This window comes from Amycolatopsis sp. NPDC051071, from assembly GCF_040682875.1.
GTDB lineage: Bacteria > Actinomycetota > Actinomycetes > Mycobacteriales > Pseudonocardiaceae > Amycolatopsis.
Map to the genome: position 1 here is coordinate 1 of NZ_JBFBBY010000009.1, position 23,012 is coordinate 23,012.

18 protein-coding genes are annotated in these 23,012 nt (G+C 68.1%); 6 read left to right on the forward strand and 12 right to left on the reverse strand.

The window, feature by feature from the left end:
* Positions 1 to 161: 161 nt before the first annotated feature.
* Both AB0M65_RS04830 and AB0M65_RS04835 read right to left on the reverse strand, forming a co-directional pair.
* The gene (locus AB0M65_RS04830) at positions 162 to 3,653 is read right to left on the reverse strand and encodes a PE-PGRS family protein (protein WP_364021466.1); all 3,492 of its coding nucleotides are present in this window, start codon (positions 3,651 to 3,653) and stop codon (positions 162 to 164) included.
* Positions 3,654 to 3,866: 213 nt separating this feature from the next.
* Positions 3,867 to 4,940 (reverse strand): hypothetical protein, encoded by a 1,074-nt coding sequence (locus AB0M65_RS04835; RefSeq protein WP_364021469.1) that lies wholly within the window; start codon positions 4,938 to 4,940, stop codon positions 3,867 to 3,869.
* A 276-nt stretch (positions 4,941 to 5,216) separates the two neighbouring features.
* On the opposite strand from AB0M65_RS04835, the gene AB0M65_RS04840 reads away from it, so the two are divergent.
* Genes AB0M65_RS04840 through AB0M65_RS04850 form a run of 3 tightly spaced genes read left to right on the forward strand, consistent with a single transcriptional unit; the run spans position 5,217 to position 8,238 of the window.
* The gene (locus tag AB0M65_RS04840; protein ID WP_364021472.1) at positions 5,217 to 6,419 is read left to right on the forward strand and encodes an AI-2E family transporter; all 1,203 of its coding nucleotides are present in this window, start codon (positions 5,217 to 5,219) and stop codon (positions 6,417 to 6,419) included.
* The gene (locus AB0M65_RS04845) at positions 6,416 to 7,582 is read left to right on the forward strand and encodes a DUF5931 domain-containing protein (RefSeq protein ID WP_364021475.1); all 1,167 of its coding nucleotides are present in this window, start codon (positions 6,416 to 6,418) and stop codon (positions 7,580 to 7,582) included. Before AB0M65_RS04840 ends, AB0M65_RS04845 begins: the two co-directional genes overlap by 4 nt.
* On the forward strand, positions 7,579 to 8,238 hold the full coding sequence (locus AB0M65_RS04850; RefSeq protein ID WP_364021478.1) for a response regulator transcription factor: 660 nt from the start codon (positions 7,579 to 7,581) through the stop codon (positions 8,236 to 8,238). The genes AB0M65_RS04845 and AB0M65_RS04850 overlap by 4 nt, the downstream gene beginning before the upstream one ends.
* Before the next feature lie 10 nt (positions 8,239 to 8,248).
* On the opposite strand, the gene AB0M65_RS04855 is transcribed toward AB0M65_RS04850, so the two are convergent.
* Positions 8,249 to 9,166 carry a hypothetical protein gene (locus tag AB0M65_RS04855; protein WP_364021481.1) on the reverse strand — a complete coding sequence of 306 codons (918 nt, stop codon included), beginning with the start codon at positions 9,164 to 9,166 and terminating at the stop codon, positions 8,249 to 8,251.
* A 198-nt stretch (positions 9,167 to 9,364) separates the two neighbouring features.
* On the opposite strand from AB0M65_RS04855, the gene AB0M65_RS04860 reads away from it, so the two are divergent.
* Entirely contained in the window at positions 9,365 to 10,036 is a 672-nt protein-coding gene (locus AB0M65_RS04860) for a DUF1707 domain-containing protein (RefSeq protein ID WP_364021484.1), read from the forward strand.
* Here the strand turns inward: AB0M65_RS04860 and AB0M65_RS04865 are convergent.
* The 7 genes from AB0M65_RS04865 to AB0M65_RS04895 form a co-directional block, all read right to left on the reverse strand.
* Positions 10,033 to 11,451 (reverse strand): MFS transporter, encoded by a 1,419-nt coding sequence (locus tag AB0M65_RS04865; protein WP_364021487.1) that lies wholly within the window; start codon positions 11,449 to 11,451, stop codon positions 10,033 to 10,035. The two genes, AB0M65_RS04860 and AB0M65_RS04865, sit on opposite strands and share 4 nt — an antisense overlap.
* A 214-nt stretch (positions 11,452 to 11,665) precedes the next feature.
* Entirely contained in the window at positions 11,666 to 13,312 is a 1,647-nt protein-coding gene (ptsP, locus tag AB0M65_RS04870) for a phosphoenolpyruvate--protein phosphotransferase (protein ID WP_364021490.1), read from the reverse strand.
* Positions 13,313 to 13,380: 68 nt separating this feature from the next.
* Positions 13,381 to 14,241, reverse strand: a complete 861-nt coding sequence (locus AB0M65_RS04875) for a ribokinase (protein WP_364021493.1) — start codon at positions 14,239 to 14,241, stop codon at positions 13,381 to 13,383.
* A 353-nt stretch (positions 14,242 to 14,594) separates the two neighbouring features.
* The gene (locus AB0M65_RS04880) at positions 14,595 to 15,737 is read right to left on the reverse strand and encodes a hypothetical protein (RefSeq protein WP_364021496.1); all 1,143 of its coding nucleotides are present in this window, start codon (positions 15,735 to 15,737) and stop codon (positions 14,595 to 14,597) included.
* A 34-nt stretch (positions 15,738 to 15,771) separates the two neighbouring features.
* Complete coding sequence (locus tag AB0M65_RS04885) at positions 15,772 to 16,986, reverse strand: hypothetical protein (RefSeq protein WP_364021498.1); 1,215 nt, start codon at positions 16,984 to 16,986, stop codon at positions 15,772 to 15,774.
* 3 nt (positions 16,987 to 16,989) lie between these two features.
* Positions 16,990 to 17,307 (reverse strand): hypothetical protein, encoded by a 318-nt coding sequence (locus AB0M65_RS04890; protein ID WP_364021501.1) that lies wholly within the window; start codon positions 17,305 to 17,307, stop codon positions 16,990 to 16,992.
* A gap of 26 nt (positions 17,308 to 17,333) precedes the next feature.
* Positions 17,334 to 17,891: a YbaB/EbfC family nucleoid-associated protein gene (locus AB0M65_RS04895; protein ID WP_364021504.1), complete on the reverse strand. Its 558-nt coding sequence runs from the start codon at positions 17,889 to 17,891 to the stop codon at positions 17,334 to 17,336.
* Positions 17,892 to 18,078: 187 nt separating this feature from the next.
* Here AB0M65_RS04895 and AB0M65_RS04900 point away from each other — a divergent pair, with 187 nt between their 5' ends.
* Together AB0M65_RS04900 and AB0M65_RS04905 are read left to right on the forward strand one after the other, a co-directional pair.
* Entirely contained in the window at positions 18,079 to 18,450 is a 372-nt protein-coding gene (locus tag AB0M65_RS04900) for a hypothetical protein (protein ID WP_364021507.1), read from the forward strand.
* Between the two features lie 28 nt (positions 18,451 to 18,478).
* Positions 18,479 to 19,201, forward strand: coding sequence for a TetR/AcrR family transcriptional regulator (locus tag AB0M65_RS04905; RefSeq protein ID WP_364021510.1), 723 nt, complete (start codon positions 18,479 to 18,481; stop codon positions 19,199 to 19,201).
* Between the two features lies 1 nt (position 19,202).
* On the opposite strand, the gene AB0M65_RS04910 is transcribed toward AB0M65_RS04905, so the two are convergent.
* Entirely contained in the window at positions 19,203 to 19,940 is a 738-nt protein-coding gene (locus AB0M65_RS04910) for a 3-oxoacyl-ACP reductase family protein (protein ID WP_364021513.1), read from the reverse strand.
* An 89-nt stretch (positions 19,941 to 20,029) separates the two neighbouring features.
* Positions 20,030 to 22,885: a leucine--tRNA ligase gene (gene leuS / locus AB0M65_RS04915; protein ID WP_364021516.1), complete on the reverse strand. Its 2,856-nt coding sequence runs from the start codon at positions 22,883 to 22,885 to the stop codon at positions 20,030 to 20,032.
* Between the last annotated feature and the right edge of the window lie 127 nt (positions 22,886 to 23,012).

Genomic DNA, 23,012 nt, shown 5'->3' on the forward strand with positions numbered 1-23,012 from the left:
GCCGCACTACGCCACAACGCCCGCGACTTCACCCGACCACTAACACTACTCGGAATCACCCACTGACCAGCCACAACGACTTTGCCGGGGCCCTGCGCTAGGCGCAAGGAAGGGGGCCTTCATGTACTTCAAAAGGAAGCAGTTTTAGCAGACTGGCAGGTTCACATGGTGTGGAACTTCTTGCCGGTCAGAGTGCCGAGGAAACGCTGGAACATGCTCAGCGGCGACGAGTCGACGCCTGCCAGAGCCGGAACCTGCGCGGTCGGCATCGCCGGGGTGCTGTTCACGACGGGCAGGGTGCCCGCGGTGGGCAGCTGCACCGGCAGCTTGCCTTCGGTCGGGAGCTGCACCGGCAGCTTGCCCGCGGCGGGCAGCTGACCAACGGGGAGCTTGCCCGCGGCAGGCAACTGGCCCACGGGGAGCTTGCCCGCGGCAGGCAACTGGCCCACGGGGAGCTGGCCAACCGGCAGCTGACCGACGAGGAGCTTGCCCGCAGCGGGCAGCTGGCCAACAGGCAGCTGACCAATGGGCAGCTGACCCACGGCCGGGAGGTCCACGGGGAGCTTGCCCGCGGCAGGCAGCTGACCGACAGGCAGCTGACCAATAGGCAGCTGACCCACGGCCGGGAGGTCCACCGGCAGGCCACCGGCGATCGGCAGCGAGGTCACCGACGGGAGCGACGGCAGCTGCGAGATCTTCGGGGCGTCCGCACGGCCCTGGCCCGGCAGCGCCGGGGTGCCGGGCAGCGCCGGGACACCCGGCAGGGCCGAGGTGCCGGGCAGCGCCGAGACACCCGGCAGCGCCGGGGTGCCAGGCAGCGCGGGCAGGGCCGACTTCGGCAGCTGGGCCGGGATGGCACCCACCTGCTTGAGGGCGGTCAGACCGGCCGTGAGGCCACCGAGCTGGGGACCGTCGGCGCGGGCGCCACCGATCGCCGGGGTGGTCGGCAGGGCGCCGGCACCGTTCAGCGACGGCACCGCGAGAGCGCCGAAGGGCAGCGTGGGGAGCGCGTCGATCGGCATCTCCGAACCGACCGAGTCGGTGAAGGCGCGGGTGTAGTCCTCGTCGTTGACCTCGGTGTCGTCGGTGGAGTTCTCGTCCGCGACGGCCAGCACCGGCATCTCGAACTCGTTCACCGGGATCACGAAGATGAACGGGCGGTGGAGGTTGAACCCGGAAAGGGCCTCTCCGTTGCCGTCCGTGATGCTGTCGCCGCCGGCCTGGCCGTCGATGACGCTTTCCGCGTTCGTCTTGGAGGCGCCGCCGACCGCCGCGATGGCGTCGCCGAACACCTCCGGGTCGGCCGCGGCCGGGATGTCGAGGATGTTGCCCGAGAGCGACCCGTCGAGGCCGGAGGTCTCGACGTCGCCGCCCGAAAGGGCGTCGACAGTGTTGGAGCCCTCGGCGTCCGCGAGGCCCGCGGCCGCGACCGCGTCGTGCGTGACGGGCGTGATCGGCAGCGCCTGCGCGCCGATGATGTTGCCCGCGACCGCGCCGTTGTCACCGTTGGTGGTGGCGTCGCCGCCGGCCTCCGACATGACGTCGCTGACGCTGTCGCCCTTGGCGATACCCGCGCCCGCGACACCGAGACCGGTCACCGGCACCGCGCCGCCGACCGGCGTCTGGACGATGTTGCCTGCCAGCGCGCCGTCCGCACCGTTGGCGGTGGCGTCGCCACCGGCCGACGAGTCGGTGAGGTTCGTGCCCTTGCCCGACGCGATTCCGCCCAGCACCGCGGCGAAGTTGTGCCCCTGGACCGGCAGGGAGACCGGCCCGTAGACCAGGTTGCCCGCACCCGCGCCACCGTCACCGGTCGCGTGGACGTCGCCGCCCGCGTTGGAGGTGGTGTCACCGTCGGCGGCACCGTGGCCCTGACCGATGAACGCGGCACCGATCCCGAACAACTGCACCGGCAGCGAAGCCGGCGTGGTGGCCAGGTTGGAGCTGAGGAAGCCGTTGTCGTCGGCGGTGTTCCCGCCGCCGCCGCCGGAGACGACCTTGGTCTCGTCGGCCGAGCCGGAGCCCTGGCCGATGAACGAGCCACCGACGCCGAAGACCTCGGCCGGAACCGCGGCCGGGACCTGGACGATGTTGCCGGAGCCGGACGAGTCGTCGCCCGTGGTGCCGTCGTAGCCGCCGGCGGTCACGGTCTTGGTCTCGGTCGCCTCGGCGGCGGCCTGACCGATGTGCGATGCACCGACGCCGTAGACCTCGGGGGCCAGCGCGGCCTGGGTGTTGACGATGTTGCCCGCGAGGGTGGAGTCGTCACCGGTGGTGTGGCTGCCGTTGCCGGCGTTCGCGTCGACGGTGTTCTCGCACGACGTGGCGGTGGAGTTGCCGATGTAGGTGCCCGCGATGCAGGTCACCTCGGCGGGGGCGGCCACGGCCGGGTCGACGATGTTGCCGCCACCGGTGGCACCTTCGCCCTCGCTGCTGACGAACCCGCCGGCGTCGACGGCGCTCGACTGGCTGGTGCCGCCGTCCTTGCCGGTGTTGGCGAGGCCGATCCAGCTGGCGGCCACGCCGCCGACGTTCGCGACGTCCGCGGTCTGCGGCACGATCGCGTTACCCGCGAGGAACGAGTCCTCACCGGAGGTCTGGACGTAGGTCGGGACGTTGCTCCAGCCGGGGGTGGTGTCACCCGCGGTGGCGTCCGCCGCGGAGCTGCTGTTGGAGTTCGCGAGCGAACCCCACGCGGCGGCCGCGTTGTCGTTGACCTTCACCGGGAGGGCGATCGGCACCGCGCCGGCGTTGCCGCCGAGGGAGCTGTCGTCACCGTCGGTCTGGACCCAGCCACCGGAGGTGGCGTCGGTCTCGGCCTCGTAGCCGGAGCTGTCGGCGTTGCCGATGATCCAGGACGCGGCGTTGCCGGTGACCTGGACCGGGGTGGCGAACTGGCCGGCGACCACGTTGCCGGAAAGGGCGGAGCCCTCGCCGTCGGTGGTGATGTTGCCGGTCTCGGTGGTGCTCTGGCCGGCGGAACCGCCGACCACGCGGCCGGTGCCACCGGCGAGCCCGCCGCCGTTGCCCGCGATCTGCACGGGCAGCGCCCAGTCCAGGGACACGACGTTCCCGGCGAGGCTGGAGTCCTCACCGGTGGTCTTGACGTCCTGGTTGTGCGACCACGTCTGCTGGTGGCTCCCACCCTTGACCTCGGCGTCGCCGAGCACGCCGATGGCGTTGTCGACGATCTGGATCGGGACGACCACGTCGCCGACGACCTTGTTGCCCTTGAGGATGTCGTCCGTGGTGGTGAACCCACCCGGCGTCAGTCCGCCGCTGACCTGGCGAGGCGAGTCATTCCTGGCCAGCGGGGCCGGGACGGCGCCCTTGCCGGGAAGGCTGGGGAGCCCTCCGCCGATGCCGTTGGTGCCGCTGCCGGGCGACGAGGCCGAGTGCAGCGCGTCCGAGACGGGCTTGGTGACGGTCTTGGTGCTGACCTCACCCTTGTAGCCGGGGAGGTTGGCCTGGCCGGGGGGCGTGCCAACGGCGTTGTTGTCGATCTCGAGGGGAACGGTGACGTTCGCGTCGAGCGGGGAGGCAGGGATGTCGGGGTTGACTTGTTCGTCAGCCGAGGCGATGCCGGTGCCCAGCATCAACAACCCACTCGTGACCAACGCGGTCTGGAGTCCGCGCTTTGCCCAGGATTGCATGGGGTATTTCTCCTTTATTTCGGGTTCCCTTGCGGGTTCATGGAGGTGCCCTCGAAGAGGTGAGGTGCACCAGAGGGTGGAGCGATTGCGGGCGCGGCCGTGATTTCTCATAGCGGAGCGCACCGCCGTTTCGCGGGGATCAGGAGCGGACGCGAAGCCAAGCCCGGAATCGGGAGGCGTGAGGCGCGTCGGCTACCCCGCGGAGGGAGGAGTTCAGTCGGGAGTGACGCCGGGCTGAGAGCCCGGGGTGAGCGGCATGTACCGCGTGCCTGCCAGCGAGTAGCTGGTCAGGGAACGCTCGACGGCGGCGGCGACCCAGGCGGGAACGCCGTGGGTCAGGCCGTCGAGGTGACCACCGGGGGCAGTACCGCCGCCGGGGACAGTCGGGATGGACGGCGCGACGGGAAGCGGCGCCGGGGTGATCGGACGCGGGAAGTCACCACGGTGACCGTCGCGCGCCGGGACGTCCTCGACCTGATCGACGGCGCCGTGCTGCTGCACGAAGGCCGGCATCGGGAGAACGGTTTCGGAGTAAGCGGGGAACTGGCTGGTCGCCAGCTGGGCGAAGTCGGTGACCTGCTCGCCGGCACGGCCGGATTCCAGCGGGGACTTCGGGTCGAGCGGAACGCCGACCGGCATCTCCGGCAGGAGGTCGCCCTTCTTCCGCGGGTCGAGGAGGTCCCAGACCTTGCGGCTGAAGTCCTGCGCCTCGGGTGATCCGGCGATGGTCTCGTCGATCACCTGGCGGGTGTCCTGCGGCTTGCGCACGATGTGCTCGAAAGCCCCGAGGGTCCGCTTGGCAGGGGAGATCACCGCGTTGTCGGTGAAATCGGTGACGGCGTCGCTGACCCGCGCGGAGGTCTCGTGCGCTTCGGCACGGATCCCGGCGTCGGTGGCGGGTCCGCCGATGTGGTCGCGACCACCGCAGTGGTGCCGCGAGGGGAGGGGCTTGCCCTCGGCCGGAAGCGACCACGTGGTGGCTTCCTGGTGACGGCTGCCGCACAGGGCGCCCTTGCCCGCACCGGCGACGTCGCCCGCGAACCCGGAGGCACCGCGGGAAACGTCGGTCAGACCGGCCGCGGTGGCGTCGGTGACCGGGGTGACGCTCGTGCCGGGGGCGGAGATCACCGGAGCAGGGGGCACGACGTCGGCGGAAGCGGTGGCGCCGGAAACAACCCAGGCCGCGGCGGAACCGGCGACGGCGCCGCCGACGACGAACAGCGCACGCGAAGCGAGACGACCGAAGCGCGCCGCGCTCCGCCCCTCGTTCTTCGCCGCGTTCGTCACTCAATCTCCTGTCGCATCGGTGTGCCGGTCAGTCGTTGTGGACCGAGGTAAGCAAAGTGCGGAAGGCCAAAGCGAGCCAGGAGCGACTTGATGGCACGATCGTGTGAGAAACACAGGGTGTAGCCCGCGCTGACGATCAGTGATCAAGGCTGGCGGGGCCCGGTTATCCCGGCGTCGACGACCCGGCGTGTGTCAAGCGTCGCTTCGGGCGAATCCGACGCGGGCGCGTTGCCCGGAATGTTCAAGAACGTCGCCCCGGACCGATACGGTGAGCGCGTGAGCGAGCCCCAGCGCAAACAGCCGGAATTCGACCCGGCGAACCCGTTCCTCTCCGAATCCAGCGAAGACGTCACCAGCCTGGTCCCGCGTGGCCTGCGGATCGGCGCGGCGCTGTCGTGGCGCTTCATCGTGGTGATCGCCGCGCTGTACGTCATCGTGTTCCTGATCGGCTACCTGTCGGTGGTCGTCATCCCGCTGTCGATCGCACTGCTGCTCGCCGCGTTACTCGCGCCGGCGGTGTCGAAGCTGATGACGCTGAAGTTCCCGCGCGGGCTGGCGGCCGGGATAGTGCTGATCGCCGGGCTCGCGGTACTCGGCGGCTTGCTGACGTTCGTCGTCGCGCAGTTCTCCTCCGGGCTGCCGGAGCTGCAGAAGCAGCTGACCGAAAGCCTCAACCAGATCAAGAAGTGGCTCATCGACGGGCCACTTCACCTGCGCCAGGAGCAGATCCAGGAGTTCATCAACCAGGCGATCGGCTTCCTGCAGAACAACCAGGCCTCGATCACCACCACCGCGCTCACCACCGCGGGCACGGTCGGTGAGATCGTCACCGGTTTCATCCTGACGCTGTTCATCCTGATCTTCTTCCTCTCCGGCGGCGACCAGATCTGGAAGTTCCTCGTCCGCGGTGTGCCCGGCCGGGTGCGCAACCGGGTCGACGTCGCCGGACGGCGCGGGTTCGCCTCGCTGGTCAGCTACGTCCGCGCGACGGCGGCGGTGGCCGTCGTCGACGCGGTCGGCATCGGCATCGGGCTGGCGATCGTCGGCGTGCCGCTGGTGATCCCGCTGGCGACACTGGTCTTCCTCGGCGCCTTCATCCCGATCATCGGCGCCGTGATAGCAGGCGCCGTGGCCGTGCTGATCGCGCTGGTGACCAAGGGTGTCGTCGGCGCACTGATCGTGCTGGCCATCGTCATCGGTGTCATGCAGCTGGAAAGCCACGTGCTGCAGCCGATCCTGCTCGGCCGCGCGGTCAAGCTGCATCCGCTCGCGGTGGTACTCGCGATCACCGCGGGCCTGGTCGCGGCCGGGATCCCCGGCGCGCTGCTGTCGGTGCCGTTGCTCGCGGTGCTCAACGCCGGCATCCGGTCGCTGCTGCACGAACACGATCCCGATCCGGCCGAGGTCGACGTCCTGCGTGATCAGGCGGCGCAACCGAACGACCAGGGCACGGACGAGGGGTCCAAAACCAAGCCGTGACCGACACCCCGCTTTGGCGCGCCGTCTCGGCGCTCGGCACACGGGACGCGGCCACTCCGCTGTGGCGCGGGGTGATCGTGCTTCGCGTGACGACGCTGCTCTTCGCGCTGGGCTCGTTCATCGTCCATTACGACGGCTACGCGAATCAGTGGCTGGCGTGGACGTCGTTCGGTGTGATGACCGCGTGGACGGTGTTCAGCAGCGTGCTCTACGCGCGGCCGTCGAGCCGCTGGCCGTGGCTGGTCGGCGTGGACCTCGTACTGACCGTCGTCCTCATGTTCACCTCGGTGTGGATCCTGTCCACCGCCCAGTTCGACGCCAACACCCCGCTGATCACGACGGTGTGGGCGGCGGTCCCGCCCGCGGCGGCCGGGACGCGGTTCGGCGCGGTCGGCGGGGTGCTCTCCGGGCTGGTGGTCTCGGTGGTCACCGGGCTGGTGCGGTGGCGGTTCGACGTCGACGTCGCGCGGGACGGCTTCCTGCTGACCGCCAGCGGGTTCGTGATCGGCCTGGCCGCGACCATGGCGCGCCGGTCGGCCGACGCGCTGACCAGGGCGTTGCGCATGGAGGCGGCGACGGCCGAACGAGAACGGCTTGCCCGCTCGATCCACGACAGCGTCCTGCAGGTGCTTGCCCGCGTGCGCAAACGCGGCGCCGAGTTCGGCGGGGAGGCCGCCGAACTCGCGAAGCTGGCCGGTGAGCAGGAGATCGCGTTGCGGGCGCTGGTCACCACCGAGCCGACCCGGCCGAGCGCGAACGGGACCACCGACCTCCGGGCGGCACTTCAGCTGCTCGCGACACCGTCGGTGCAGGTCTCGACACCCGCGGGCGAGGTCCGGTTGCCCGAGCACGTGACCGCGGAACTGGTGTCGGTGGCCCGCGAAGCACTGCTGAACGTCGAGAAACACGCAGGTCCCGAAGCGCATGCTTGGGTGCTTCTCGAGGATCTCGGCACCGAAGTCGTGGTGAGCGTCCGCGACGACGGCCCCGGAATCACACCGGGTGTACTGGAACGAGCGGCGGCCGAGGGACATCTAGGTATAGCGGAGTCCATCAAGGGCCGTGTGCGGGATCTGGGCGGGAACGCCACCCTGGACACGGCGCCGGGCCATGGCACGGAATGGGAAGTCAAGGTTCCAGTCGCGGCGAGGAGAAAGCGATGACCGGTGCAACTGGAGTGTCGGTGATGGTGGTCGACGACCATCCGATGTGGCGGGACGGGGTCGCCCGCGACCTGACCGAGCACGGCTTCGACGTGCGGGCCACCGCGCCGGACGCGCCCGCCGCGGTGCGGATCGCCCGCACGGTGCGGCCGGACGTCGTGCTGATGGACCTGAACCTCGGCGAGACGTCGGGGGTCGACGCCACCCGCGAGATCACCACGGAACTGCCCTCGACGAAGGTGCTCGTGCTGTCGGCGAGCGGTGAACACAGCGACGTCCTCGAAGCGGTCAAGGCCGGGGCGTCCGGCTACCTGGTCAAATCGGCTTCGTCGAGTGAATTGGTGGACGCGGTGACGCGGACCGCCGCGGGTGATCCGGTGTTCACGGCCGGGCTCGCCGGGCTCGTGCTCGGCGAATACCGGCGCATGGCCGACGCCCCGGACGACGGGCCCGCCCCACCGCGGCTGACCGAACGCGAAACCGACGTCCTGCGCCTGGTCGCGAAGGGGATGACGGCACGCCAGATCGCCGAGAAGCTCGTCCTTTCGCATCGGACGGTGGAGAACCACGTCCAGTCCACGCTGCGGAAACTCCAGCTGCACAACCGCGTCGAACTCGCGCGCTACGCCATCGAACACGGGCTCGACGTGGAGTAACACCGAGTAGTCAGCTCTGGGCGACGCTCACGACCCGCCCGTTCCGCTCGGACGGCAACGGCGGTCTGACGATCGACCACTGCGGCCGGTCGAGACGCCAGGCCGCGACGACGTCCGTGACGAGCACGAGGTCGTTGTCCTCGGTCCATTCGACGGCGACCTGTTTGATCGGCGCCACGATCGGCATCGAAGGCGCGTGCGTCCAGGTCAGCGAGTCGAGGGCGAGCACCCAGACGTCCGCGGTCTGCGTACTCGTCCCCTGCCAGGCGGGATCACCGAACACGACGGCGACCTTGTAGCCGTCGCGGCTCGGGATCACCAGCCCCGGCGAACCGTTGGACACCGGCCGTTCGACCGGGATGCGCTGATTGTTGCGCAGGTCGAGGACGGAGAACTTGGTCAGTTCCGCGAGCAGCATCCGGTCCTTGGTGATCGCGAGGATCCGCGGGTACTGGTGGACGGCGCGGCCGGTGACGGGGTCGATCAGCACGTCCTCGGCGGTCGCCGTACCGGTGTTGACCGTGATCAGCAGGCCCTGCGGCACCTCTTGGCGCACCGCCGTCGTGCAGCTCGCCGGATGGCCGCGGTCGCGTTCGGTACCCAGCAGCGAGACGAACTGGAGGCGGCAGAGATCGTTGCCGTCGTCGCGGATCAACCAGACGCCGGTTTCGTCGGCCGACGGTGCCGCGCTGCGGGCCTTGCCCAGCTTCCACGGCGGGTTCTTCGGATCCCCGTAGGCCAGCACTTCGGACGGCTCCAGGCACGAAGAACCGCAGCGGGCGGCGGAAAGCACGACGGTGGCCTTGCCGACCCTCAGTACGTCGTTGACCCGGTCACCGCCCGGAGCGCCGGGCAGCGGAGTGGAGGTGCCAGTGACGGGATCGAGGATCGAAGGCGGCGAGGTCGCCATGACGAGGCGAAACCCCATGTAGTCCACCGTTTTGCCTTCAAGCCGCGAAGGTGCCGGAGGCGGGGAATAGGGAGTCTCCGGCACACCCCCGTAGACGGTGCACCCGGCCAGCAGGATGACCGCCGCCATCAGTGCGGCGGCGCTCGGGAGAAATGCGGGTCTGTTCAGGGTTTTTCCCCGATCTCACGCGTGGGATCCGGTTCTACCATTCCAGGCATGGGCGAGGAAGAGCAGCCGACGACCGAAACCAAGCCGTTGACCGGTCGCGACATCCGGGTCTCCGACGCGGAACGCGAACACGTCGTCGAGGTGCTGCAGAAGGCGATCGGCCTCGGGATGCTGAATCTCGACGAGTTCACCGAGCGGACCGACCGCGCCCTCGCGTCGAAGACCCGTGGTGAGCTGAACCTGGTGCTCACGGATCTGCCGGGGCTGGTGCATCCCGAAGCGGGAATGGTGCCGCGTCAGCAGCAGAACCCGTGGACACCGCCGCAGCAACGGCAGCAACCCGCCTACGCCACGTCGTCCGGGCAGGTCATGGAGCTCAACGGGAAGTACTCGGCGTTGCAGCGTAACGGCAACTGGCTGGTCCCGGAGGCGATGGTGGTCCGGAACAAGTACGGCGCCACGAAACTGGACTTCTCCCAGGCCGAGATCCGGTATCCGGTGGTGCATATCGAGCTGCAGGCCAAATGGGGTCCGGTGGAGATCACCATCCCGGAGAACGGCGCCGTCGACACCAACTCGATCACCGACATCAAATTCGGCAACCTCGACGACCGGACGCGATCGAACGGCCGCCCCGGCACACCCCGGTTCGTCATCACCGGGCGCGTGCACGGGGGAGCGCTGATCATCAAGTACCCGCGTCGGGGCTTGTTCGGTTAGGCACCGACCGGCCGGACATGCCGCAGGTGCTTGATCACGAAGTATGCGATACCGGCGAGCACCAGCGCGGCCAGCCCGGACACCGTGTGCATCCCGCTGGCGAAGGCGTCATGCGCGGGGATGGCGTCGGCGATCCGGGCCTGAGTGACGGCGTTGCCGAGTGTCCCGACGGTCGCGATACCCAGCGCGTACCCGAACTCGTTCCCGGTCTGGGAAAGCGAAGCCGCGGAACCGGCCTTCTCCGGCGGCACCGAGCCGACGACCAGATCCGTGCCGAGGGTGACCAGCGGGCCACCGCACAAACAGGTGATGGCGAAGGCGATCGACGGGATCACCGGACCGGCACCCGCCTCGACCTGCGTCAGCAGCAGGAACCCGGCGATCGCGCCTGCCAGCCCGCCGGTGATCAGCGTGGCGGGGCGGAAACGGCGGGCGAGGATCGGGGCGGTCAGGAAGCTGACGGTCGACGCGAGCATGCCCGGCAGCAACGCGAGCGCCGCACCGACCGGTGAGAGCTCCAGGACGATCTGGAAGAACTGCGCGACGAACAGCATGGTCGTGCCGCCCAGCATGGTGAACGCGCACATCCCGCCGAGCGCGGTCGAGAACGCGCGGCTGCGGAACAGTTTCAGGTCGATCAGCGGGTCTTTCAGTGTCCGCTGGCGCCGCACGAACACCGTGCCGAAGCCGAGACCGATCAGCAGCGAGGTCAGCGGGACCACGTGCACGCCTTCACGGGCGAGTTCCTTGATTCCGTAGACCGCGGGCAGGATCGTGACCAGGGACAACGCGACACTCGGGAGGTCGAGGCGGCCGGCGTTCTCGTTGCGGTACTCGGGCAGGAACTTCGGGCCGACAATGAGCAGCAGCACCATCGCGGGGACACCGAGCAAGAAGACCGAACCCCACCAGAAGTGCTCCAACAGCACACCGCCGACCATCGGGCCCACGATCGCGCCGACGGTGAAGCAACCTGCCCAAATGCCGATCGCGAGCGAACGCTGGCGGGCGTCGGTGAACAGGTTGCTGATCAGGGCGAGCGTCGACGGGGCCAGCGTCGCGCCGGCGATACCGAGGATCGCGCGGGCCGCGATGAGCATCAGCGCACTGGTGGAGAACGCCGCCAGCACGGACGCGAGCCCGAACGCCGTCGCACCGACGAGCAGCAGTTTGCGGCGGCCGACGCGGTCACCGAGGGTGCCCATGGTGACCATGAACCCGGCGATCATGAAGCCGTAGACGTCCATGATCCACAGCTGCTGGGTGCTGTCCGCGCCGAGGCTTTGGCTCAGTTTCGGCAGCGCGAGGATCAGCACGAACACATCGAGGGAGACGAGGAAGGTGGGGAGGGCCAGGACGGCCAGCCCGACCCACTCCCGGCGGCCTGCCCGTGTGGGGGTTTCGGTGGTCGTCATGGTCCGGTCCTTCCGTCGCTTCGGCTGCTTTCACCGATGCGTCGAAGTGGTGGACCGGATTTCGACATGGCCCCCGGTCTTTTTCAGATCCGGAAGAGGACCGCGCCGCGTCGTCCCTCGGCCCGGCCGACCAGCCCGAAGTTCACCACCGGGGGAGCAAGGGACCTTTGCTATCGCCTCGGTCTCCCCAAGGACGCTCCTTCATCGCGTTTCGTCAGCGCGCGACAGAAGACGCCGCGGTCACGGCGCGGGCCTCGATGGGGTCCGCCGCGGCCAGCGCGGCCTCGGCGAGCTCCTCGCATTCGGCCAGCGTCGTGGCGGCCAGGCTCGCGCCGACCGCGCGCACCGCGGGTGCGTTCATCGAGAGGCTGGTCAGGCCGAGGCCCGCCAGTACCAGCGCGAGCCGCGGGTCGGCGGCGGCCTCACCGCAGACACCGGCGGGCTTGCCGGTGTCCTTCGAGGCCTGGCCGATGATCTTGAGCAGGCGCAGCAGTCCGGGTTGCCACGGGTCGTTGAGCTTGGCGACCGCGCCGAGCTGACGATCCGCGGCGAAGGTGTACTGCGCGAGGTCGTTGGTGCCGACGGAGACGAAGTCGACCGCTTCGAGGATCTCGCGGGCGGTCAGCGCGGCGGCCGGGATCTCGATCATCACACCCGCACGGGTGATTCCGGCGGCCCTGGCGCGCTCGGCGAACCAGGCGGCCTCGGCGGCGGTGGCGACCATCGGCGCCATGACCGAAACCTCGGCGCCGGAGTCCTGCGCCGCACCCGCGATCGCTTCGAGCTGGCGATCGAGCACCTCGGGCCGGTCGAACGCGACCCGGAGGCCACGCACGCCGAGCGCCGGGTTGGGCTCGTCCTCGGGCTCCAGGAAGGCGAGCGGCTTGTCGGCACCCGCGTCGAGGGTGCGGACGACGACCGGCTTGCCGCGGAACGGCGAGAGCACGGCGGTGTAGGCCTTGCGCTGCTCTTCGACGCTCGGTTCGGCGGAGGCGTCGAGGTAGCAGAACTCGGTACGGAAGAGGCCGACACCTTCGGCCCCGGCGTCGGCCGCGGCCTGCGCGTCTGTCGCGGAACCGACGTTGCCGAGCACCTTCACGCGGTGGCCGTCGGCGGTCGCGCCGGTGCCGTCCCATTCGATCGCGCCACTCTTGGCGGCCGTGACGACGGCGGCGTCCGGGTCCGCGACCTCGACGATCCCGGTGTCACCGTCCACCGCAAGCGCTTGCGCGTCGAGAACGAGGAGTCCACGGATCGCGACGACGGCCGGGATGCCGAGCGAACGGGCGAGGATCGCGGTGTGACTGGTGGGGCCGCCCTCTTCGGTGACGAGCGCGAGCACCTTCTCCGGGTCGAGCCCGGCGGTGTCGGCCGGGGCGAGGTCGCGTGCGACGAGCACGCTCGGCGACGCCAGCGGCGGGACACCCGGGGGCGCGATGCCGAGCAGTTCGGCGACGAGCCTGTCGCGTACGTCGAGGACGTCGCGGGCCCGCTCGGCCATGTAGCCGCCGGCGGCCGCGAGCGCGTCGGCGAACTTGCCCGCCGCCTGGTAGACCGCACGCGGGGCGGGCAGGTTCTGGGTCTTGACCAGCGCCTGGGCCGAGGAGACGAGCGCCGGGTCGGCCGCCATCGCCGCGGTGGTGATGAGGATCGTCGCGGCCTCGCCGGTCGCGGTCTCGGCCAGTTTCTCGAGCCGCGCGGCCACTGTCTGCGCGGCCGGGTCGATGCGGGCGGCCTCGGCGTCGGGATCGGCGGGTGCCGGTGTGCTCGCAGGTTCACCGAGCGGCTCGGCGACTCGGACGACAGGACCGCTCGCGCGGCCGGGACTGACGGGGACCCCGGTCAGTGACTCAGACGGCATGGTCTAGACCATATCTCATAGGCGGCGTGACCTGACTCATACTCACCAGCACAACACAGAAGGAGGCATCATTCCAGCTCGGATGCTTCCGGATAGGACGGCTGGGCCCCCTGGCGGGTGACGGTGATCGCCGCCACCTTCACGGCTTTACGAGCCGCGTCGGCCAGCTCGTCGCCCTTCGCGAGCGACGCGGCGAGCGCCCCCGCGAAGGCGTCACCCGCGCCGGTGGTGTCGACGGCCTCGACCTTCGGGGACGACACCTCTGTCACGCCGTCCGCGGTCACCACCGCCGCTCCCTTCGCACCGAGCGTCACGACGGCCGCCTTCGGACCGAGGTCGAGCAGCTTGGGGAAGTCGCCTTCGCCGCCGAGAAGGAACGCCGCCTCGTGCTCGTTGACGAGCAGAACGTCGAGGTGTCGAAGGGTCTTCTTCGAGACCTCGGCCACCGGCGAAAGGTTCAGCAACGTCTTCACGCCTGCCTCGGCCGCCTTCGCGACGGCGTGCTCCACGGTCTCAAGAGGAATCTCGAGCGACAGCACCACGATCTCGGCGCCGTCGAGGTCGATGTCGTCCGGACGCAGGCTGGAGTTGGCGCCGGGCGAGACGAGGATCGAGTTTTCGCCGTCGGGAGTGACCGTGATGTAGGCGATGCCCGTGGGCCTCTTGGTGGTACGCAACGGTTTCGTGTCGACACCGGACTCGGCCAGCGACCGCTTGAGCAACTCGCCGTAGGGATCGTCACCCACCGCGCCGAGCAGTGCGACGTCGGCGCCGAGCCGGGCCGCCGCGACCGCGGTGTTGGCCCCTTTGCCACCCGGCGACAAGACCGTGTCGCCACCGAGTACGGTTTCGCCACCCCCAGGTCGCCGATCGACCGGGACGACCAGATCGGCATTGGCGGAACCGATGACCAGCACCTGTGAAGTCATGAAGGGAACCATGCCATGACCAGGAGTTGTCCGGTCATCACCCTTCCGCCGATGAAGATGTGAAGAACTTTGTAACTTTCCCGGCGCGTAGTGCGACAATCAGGCGAGCAGCGGAACGCCGTCACTCTTTCGGGGGATAACCTTCCCCTGGACGTCACTTCGGTGATCACGCCCGCTCTTCAGATGCGTTGCCGCGTTCACGCGGTGACGTTGCCCCGATCCCGGCGGAGGCCGGGACCAGGGCATCGGGTCGCCGGCGTCGATCACGTAGCCCCCCGAGTGATCGGCGCCGGCGGCGCCCCGCTTCGGTGCGCCGCCGAAGCTGGGGCGCCTCAGCCCTCTTGAGCCTTCGACTAGAGGGACGCAGTCTCCCGGAACTCCACCCGTTCGGATTTCCGCATACTGCGCTCGAACTCGCGCCGCGCGTTCACCGTGAACGGCCTCCCTAATCGATACCAACCGCCGGCGAGGTTTTCGGACTCGTCGTCGTACGGATTTCTCCTGGTCAACTTGGCCAGACGCGGGTGCCGGATCGTGAACATGTCCGAGCTGGGCAGGAAGTCCAAATAGGTGGAGCCATGGTCCACCCCCCACCTGACGGCGTCGATCTCGTGCCACCACACACCTGCAAAGGTGCCGTAGGTACGGAAGTAGAACCCACGCGGTCCGAGCTCAAGCACGACCCTCCGCTCCTTCTTGTGCGTTGCGGCTTCCATCCCTTCGACCCAGATAGTCACCGCGAAGAGCGCGACGAGCCCTGCGGTCGCGCATCCGCGGACCAATGGTGAGAAACTGTTCGCGGCAACGACCAAGCAGCACACTTCGATCGTCAAGGACACGTACCGGAAGACCCACATCTTGCGCTTGTCCCAGCCGTTCACGTGGATCTTCACCACGTCCTCGACGACTTCGAGATCTTCTTCGCGAGCGACGGTCACCACCGGTTCGGCAGGAACCACCCGCACCTCGGTGTTGTCGTCCTCGATAGCGACGTCGACGTACTTGACCAGAAGTGGCAACACTGACTCGGCGTCGCGAGGCCTGAGGTCGACATCCGATACCTGGAGATCTCCATCGGGCTCCCTGGCGAAGCCTGCAGTCTGGGCATCGAAATTCACTCCCGGACGAATGATCAGGGTGAACTGATCGGAACCGGGATGGTGCGAGGTGTACTCACGGAACTTGAGGCTCAGGAAGACTTTCTCGATGTCGTCCCACCGGGCGATCCATGCCACCACACCACTCTTGATACGAGTGATTCCAGCCGCATCGAAGATCAGCTCGTCGGCGGGTGGAGGGGTGCGGTAATTGCGGAACTCGATGGTCCCGCAATAGATGAACACAGCGCAAAGCACTCCGCCGACGATGCGCACTGCCAACTGGAAGTCACTGAACACGGCGAACGCCATGACCACGGTCAAGATACTGAAAAGAACGACCAGCACCAAGTGACCGATGACTCCCGGCGTTCGCGAGATCACCAAGCGATCGTCCACTACCTTCGAGTTCCTTCCGACGTCGAGGACGGCCTTACAAGGATCCGGAGATTCGCTGCCCACCCTGTTGGTCAAAGATAGGAGGCTCCCCTTCGGACTCTGGCGTGCTCTGCGGTGCTCCGGCCGCGCTGTACGGACCGACGAACCCGGCCGGAGACGGCGCCTTCCTGCTCGGCGGCTCTTCGTCCTCGCCGAATAGGTCACCCACCTTCTCGTCGACCTTTTTTCCGATGGCTTTCCGTTTCTCCTTGGTCAGATTCTCCCGGAAGTCTTCGCCGTACTTGTCCTTGCCCCTGGTGACCAGGTTCTCCTTCACCTGATTCAGGTTCTCGGAGAGGCTCTTGTCCTTGGCCGTGCCCTCCAAGCCGAAGATGTGCTTGCGAGACTCGGGTAGGTCGTTCCTTGCGTCCGTGACCCTCGACGCGAATGTGCCCCCGTCTGCGGCCTTCTTCCCGCCACCGGTGAACTTCTTCAGAGCCTTCGGCGTCAACGCGTCCTTGATCTTCTCGAAGCCGTCGGTAAGGCGTTTGAAGAGACCTTTCGCCTTGTCGAACGCTTTGGTCAGCTTCTTGATCCAGTCAAGGCACTTGTGTGCGTAGCTGATGGCCTTCGGCGTTCCCTCTGCGGCGATACCGGCGGGCATCGCCGGGCCCGGGTAGCGCATCGCGATGCTCACGAGTTTGCCGAGACACTCCGAGATCAAGTCGCGGACGATGGTCCGCACTACCGCGAGGATCATCTTGCAGACGCTGACCAGAGTCCCGATGGAGTTCGCGCCCGAGGCGATACCCGCGTACAGATCCGCGCGGTTCTTGGCGAAGTTCCGATACGCGGTCGCCCCGTCGCCTGACCAGTTGGCACTGTCGCGATCTGTGGCTTTACTCAGATCTTCGCTGACGGACTCAAGTTCCTTGCCGATGTTCTCCCAGGTCCCGATCATGTTGTCCAGGGCAACTTGATCACCGACGAGCCAGTCCAGCGGTTCACGGAGGAACGGGACATGCTCGATGATCCAGCCGAACGCGGAAGCCGCCAGTGTTCCGATGGGGTCGGCGACGAGATCCACCAGCCCGGTCACGCCGTTGGCGAAGTTCGCCAATCCCTCCGCCCAGTCACCGCCGGCGATCTTGGCACCGGTGTCCCAAAAGTCCTGAAGGATTCCCGCACCTTCGAGCGAACTCTCGTCCTGCGCGGCATCGGTCTTGATCAGCGGGTTCGGGCCCGGAGCGGCCACAGGCGTCTCAGCCATTGATCAGTCCTCCAGCTTGAACAGGTTCTTGAACTCGTCTTCTTGCATTTCCTTCTTCTGCTGCCAGGTGTGCACCCGATCGGCATGGTCGGCCGAAGCCTCGACAGCCGACTCGATCGCAGTCTTCGCCAGGCTCTGAACGGCGGCACAGATCGCAGCCAGTGGGATTCCGACCAGCCCGAACGCCTCATCGCCCATGGCTGCATCGGCTGCGGAACCGGTCATGGCGACCCGCTGGCCCAGATCGTCGATCTTTTTGCGGTGAGCTTCGAGCTCAGCGGGATCGACTTCGAAGCCGTCTCCCGCAGGTGGCTGGCTCATGGTGCTTCCCTCCCTCAGGTACCCGCTCAGCGCAGGAAGTCGCCGCCGGTGAAGTAGTCGTCCTCGTGGTCGTCCTGCCTGCGCGCGCCACGGGGCGGCGCGGGTGGGGCCGGAGGAGCGGGAGGCTTAGGCGCGGGTGCAGGCACAGGTGGTGGCGGAGGAGTGTCGAGCTCGTCGTCGGCGACGAAGCGGTCGTCCTCGTCGGCGTCCTGGTGGCCGCCTTCGACGTAGCCGGTCGGCTCGGGTTCCGGGTACTCGTTGTGCAGCTGGGTGATTAGTTCGGTCATCGTTTCGGTGCCCGCGATGGACGGGACGCCGGTCTGCATGGCGCCTGCCAGTTTGCTCTGTGCGCTTTGGACGACACGGAGGATTTCCTGCGCGAGCGCCGGGTTGTCCCGCACTGACGGGCCGATTTCCAGTCCGACCAGGTTCCCGGCGTGGTTGATCTTGACCGAGATCTGGCCGTCCTTGCTGCGTTCGGACACGGAGACGCCTTCGATCTCGGTCCGCATCTGATTCGCCTTGCGCTGCGCGTCGGCCAGCTTGGCCTCGAAGTCAGCGAAGAGCTGTTCAGGGTTCGACACGCGAACCTCCCCTGTTCACGTCGTAGCCATACGGCGACCGAGTGTGGCATACCCCTCTGACATCGGGGGACGTTTCCGGCGCATTCGCACCCCGGTCGTGTGGATCACCACATGCCCCGGTTTTCCCTACCCGACGGGGTGGCCAGCCCGGTGTCCGCGCAGGTCAGCGGACCCTACCGTACCGATCATGACGATTTCGGACTGGAAACGCGCGGTCTACGCGCTTCTCGCACTTCCCGGCTATCTCGGCGGCGCGAAGGCGCAACGGGGGCTCGCGCGACGCTGGCTCGGGGAGGCGAGGGAGTCCCGGCCGCGGTTCGCGGCGGGCTTCGGGCCGAGTGCGCTTTCGTTCCTGCTCGCGTTGCTGCTCTTGTACCTCGTCGGGCGTATCGCGACCTACGGGCTCTTCTGGACGGGCAGCGATCCGGAGGGTACGTGGGGTGGCCCGACGCTGCTGGGGGCGTGGATCGTGCACTTCTTCGTCGCGCTCGGGATGGCGGTTCCGATCTTCCTCGCGCTTCGGCCGCTGACCAGGCTCCAGGCCCGCCTTCTGGGGTGATGGCGCACTGGCCACCTAGAATGCCCGGATGAGCAACACCGGCCGCAGGGGTCGCGAGCGGGCGGCGACCGATCAGGACATCCGCCGGACGGCGCGGGCGCTCCTGGTCGAGCAGGGCCCGGAGGCCGTGACGCTGCGGGCGATCGCACGCGAGCTCGGCATCACGGCACCGGCGTTGTACCGCTATTACGGGTCTCGCGACGATCTGGTCGAGCATCTGCGGGCAGACGTCGTCGCGGATCTCGCGGCCGATCTCGCCGAGGACATCGCGCAGCTGCCGGACGAAGGCGCGCTTCAGCTTTTCGCCATCTGTAAGGGCTTCCGGCGCTGGGCGCTGGCGCATACCAAGGAATTCACGCTGGTCTTCGCGTCGCCGTCGGGTGACGGCACGTTGAGCAGGCTGGACGAACCGTTCGGGCGGATCTTCCTCGCCGCGGCGGGGCGTGTCCTCGCGATGCACGACCTGGTGACGCCGTCGAACGACGTGGTCCCGGTCGAGCTGCGCGACGACCTCTCCGCGTTCCAGGCCGAGCTTCTCGCCGTGCTCAAGGAATCCGGTGCGGAGGAGTTCCCGCTGGAGAAGCTCGACCTCGGCGTGACGTACCTGATGATCCAGTTCTGGGCCCGGCTCTACGGGCACGTCACGCTCGAGGTCTTCGGCAATTATCCGATCCCGTTCTCGAAACCGGACGTCCTCTTCGACGCGATGCTGGCCGATCTCGCCCGTGAGATCGGCCTGACCGCCGACTGAGCTACGCCGCGTGCCCGCCGTCGACCGAAACAGTCGTCGCGGTCACGTACTTGCTCTCCGGCCGCGCGAGGAACGACACCGTGGCGGCGACCTCGGACGGCGAGCCGTAGCGGTCGAACACCGTCATGCTCCGCTGGTCGGCGGCGTACGGGCCGTCGGCCGGGTTCAGGTCGGTGTCGGTCGGGCCGGGGTGCACGATGTTGACGGTGATGCCGCGCGGCCCGAGTTCCCTTGCCAGGCCCTTGGTCAGGCCGAGCAGCGCGGTCTTGCTCACCGCGTACAGCGACATCCCGGGGCCGGGAACGCGGTCCGAAACGCAGCTGCCGATGGTGATCACGCGGCCACCGTCGCCAAGGTGCCGCGCCGCGGCCTGCGTGGCGACGTAGACGCCGCGGACGTTGACCGCGAGCACCCGGTCGATGTCCTCCAGGCTCGTCTGGTCGAGCGGGCCGACGAAGCCGACGCCCGCGTTGTTGACCAGCACGTCGAGCCTGCCGAATTCGGCGACCGCCGTTTCGACGGCCGAGGAGATCGCCGCGGCGTCGGCGCTGTCGGCCTGGACCGCCAGCGCCCGGCGACCGAGAGCCTTGATCTTGTCCACGACGTCTGCCGCGAGTCCGGCGTTGTTCTGATAGGTGAGTGCGACGTCTGCGCCGTCCTCGGCGAGCCGGATCGCCGTGGCGGCACCGATCCCGCGGCTGCCGCCGGTCACCAATGCCACCTTGCCGTCGAGGGTCATGCGGTGTTCTCCGTTCGATTTCGTTGTCCTTGAACAACTCCATCGAATCGCCTCATGACCCTCGACGCTGGCGCAATTCAGTCATGGTGCTACAGGACGATGTTGACCAAACGCCCAGGAACGACGATCACCTTGCGCGGCGTGCCGTCGCCGACCAGTGCGGCGACCTTCTCGTCGGCCAGCGCGGCGGCCTGCACGGCGTCCTTTGCCGCGTCCGCGGGCACGGTGACACGCGAACGCACCTTGCCGTTGACCTGGATCGGGTACTCCACGGTGTCCTCGACCAGGTACTTCTCGTCGACGACCGGGAACGGCCCGTGCACCAGGGAATCCGCGTGGCCCAAGCGCTTCCACAGCTCCTCGGCCAGATGCGGGGCCAGCGGCGCCAGCATCAGCACCAGCGGCTCCACCAGTTCACGCGGCGTCGCCTCGGTACCACCGTAGGTCTTGGTGAGGTAGTTGTTCAGCTCGATCAGCTTCGCGCCGGACGTGTTGAACCGCATCTCCGAGTAGTCCTCGCGGACGCCGGCGATCGTCTTGTGCAACTGCTTGCGATCATCGTCTGTGGCAGCATGAGCAGACACTCGCAGCTCGCCGGACCCCTCGTCGACGACCAGGCGCCAGAGCCGCTGCAGGAACCGTTGCGCGCCAACGACATCCTTGGTCGCCCACGGCCGCGAAACGTCCAGCGGGCCCATGGACATCTCGTAGAAACGGAAGGTGTCGGCGCCGTAGTTCGCGGACATCTCGTCCGGGGTGACGACGTTGCGCTGCGTCTTCCCCATCTTCCCGTATTCCTGCTTGACCTCTTCGCCGGAATAGAAGAACTTCCCGTCCTTCTCCACGACGTCCTCGGCCGGAACGTAGACACCGCGGGCATCGGTGTAGGCGTAGGCCTGGACGTAGCCCTGGTTGAACAGCTTCCGGTACGGCTCCTTCGACGACACGTGGCCCAGGTCGAACAGCACCTTGTGCCAGAACCGCGAGTACAGCAGGTGCAGCACCGCGTGCTCGACACCGCCGACGTACAGATCCGTGCCACCGGGGTCGTCGACGCCGTGCTCGGCGGGACGCGGGCCGACCCAGTACGCCTCGTTCTCCGGGGCGACGAACACCTCGGAGTTGGCCGGGTCCACGTACCGCAGCTGGTACCAGCACGAACCCGCCCAGTTCGGCATCGTGTTGATGTCGCGGCGGTAGGTCTTCTTGCCGTTGCCAAGGTCCAGTTCGACCTCGACCCAGTCGGTGGCACGCGCCAGCGGAGAGGACGGCATGCTGTCCTTGTCCTCCGGGTCGAAGGTCACCGGCGAGTAGTCGGCGACATCCGGCAGTACGACCGGCAGCATGCTGTCCGGCAGCGCGTGGACCTGGCCGTCTTCGTCGTAGACCACCGGGAACGGCTCGCCCCAGTAACGCTGGCGCGAGAACAGCCAGTCACGCAGCTTGTACTGGACGGTGCCGCGGCCGTGGCCGTTCTCCTCCAGCCAGCCGATCATCGTCTTCTTGGCTTCGCCGACGCCCATCCCGTCCAAGAAGCCAGAATTGATCGCGGGGCCGTCGCCGGTGAACGCCAGCTCGCCGAAGCCTTTCGACGGCTGGACCGTGCGGATGATCTCCAGGCCGAACTTTTCGGCGAATTCCCAGTCGCGGGTGTCCTGGCCCGGAACGGCCATGATCGCGCCGGTGCCGTAGCCCATCAGGACGTAGTCGGCGACGAAGACCGGGATTTCCTTGCCGTCGGCCGGATTCACCGCGTAGGAGCCGGTGAAGACGCCGGTCTTCTCCTTGTTCTCCTGACGGTCCAATTCGGACTTCCGCGAGGCGGCGTCACGGTAGGCCGCGATCGCCTCGGCGGGTGTCGCGGCCTCGCCGGTCCACCTGGCGTCGACCCCTTCGGGCCACGTCGCCGCCGTCAGCTTCTCGACCAGTGGGTTCTCCGGCGCCACGACGACGTAGGTCGCACCGAACAGCGTGTCCGGGCGGGTGGTGAAGACCTCGATCTCCTGGTCACCGGCCTTGAACTTGACCTGGGCGCCGTGTGAGCGCCCGATCCAGTTGCGCTGCATGGACTTGACCTTCTCCGGCCAGTCCAGCAGATCCAGGTCGTCGATCAGCCTGTCGGCGTAAGCGGTGATGCGCATCATCCACTGCCGCAGATTGCGGCGGAACACCGGGAAATTGCCGCGCTCGCTGCGGCCGTCGGAGGTGACCTCTTCGTTCGACAGCACCGTGCCCAGCCCGGGGCACCAGTTCACCGGCGCCTCGGAGAAGTAGACCAGGCGATGCGAGTCGATGATCTCCAGTTGCTCGGCGCGGGTCAGCTCGCACCAGTTGCGGCCGTCGGGCGTGCGGCGTTTGTCCTGCGCGTATTCGGTCTCCAGGTCGACGATCGGGCGGGCCTTACCGGCCTTCTCGTCGTAGTAGGAGTTGAAGATCTGCAGGAAGATCCACTGGGTCCAGCGGTAGTACTCCGGATCGGTGGTGCGGATCCGGCGCCGGTCGTCGTGCCCGAGGCCCAGACTGCGCAACTGGCGCAGGTAGGTCGTGATGTTTTCGTCGGTGGTCTTCGCCGGATGCTGGCCGGTGCGCACCGCGTACTGCTCGGCAGGCAGGCCGAAGGCGTCGAAGCCCATCGTGTGCAGCACGTTCCGGCCGATCATCCGGTGGTACCGCGCGAAGACGTCGGTCGCGATGAAGCCGAGCGGGTGCCCGACATGCAGGCCCGCACCCGACGGGTACGGGAACATGTCCTGGACGAACAGCTTGTCCGAGGGGACCTCACCGCTCTCGTCCGCGAGGGGGCCGACCGGGTTCGGCGCGTGGTAGGTGCCGTGGTCGGACCAGTAGTCCTGCCAGCGCTGCTCGATCTGGCCCGCCAGCTCCGCGGTGTAGCGGTGCTGAGGGGCGGCGTCGGCGCCGCTGGGCGCTTCGCTCGCCTGGTTCATCGATCCTCCGTGCTCATCCACGTCAAGCCACTCCAGAAACAACTCGACCCCTCAGCCCGGAGGGCATGAGGGGTCGCCGCGCTGGTCCCGGCCGATCGGCCAAGGTCAGCGCGGCAGGCCAAGGAGC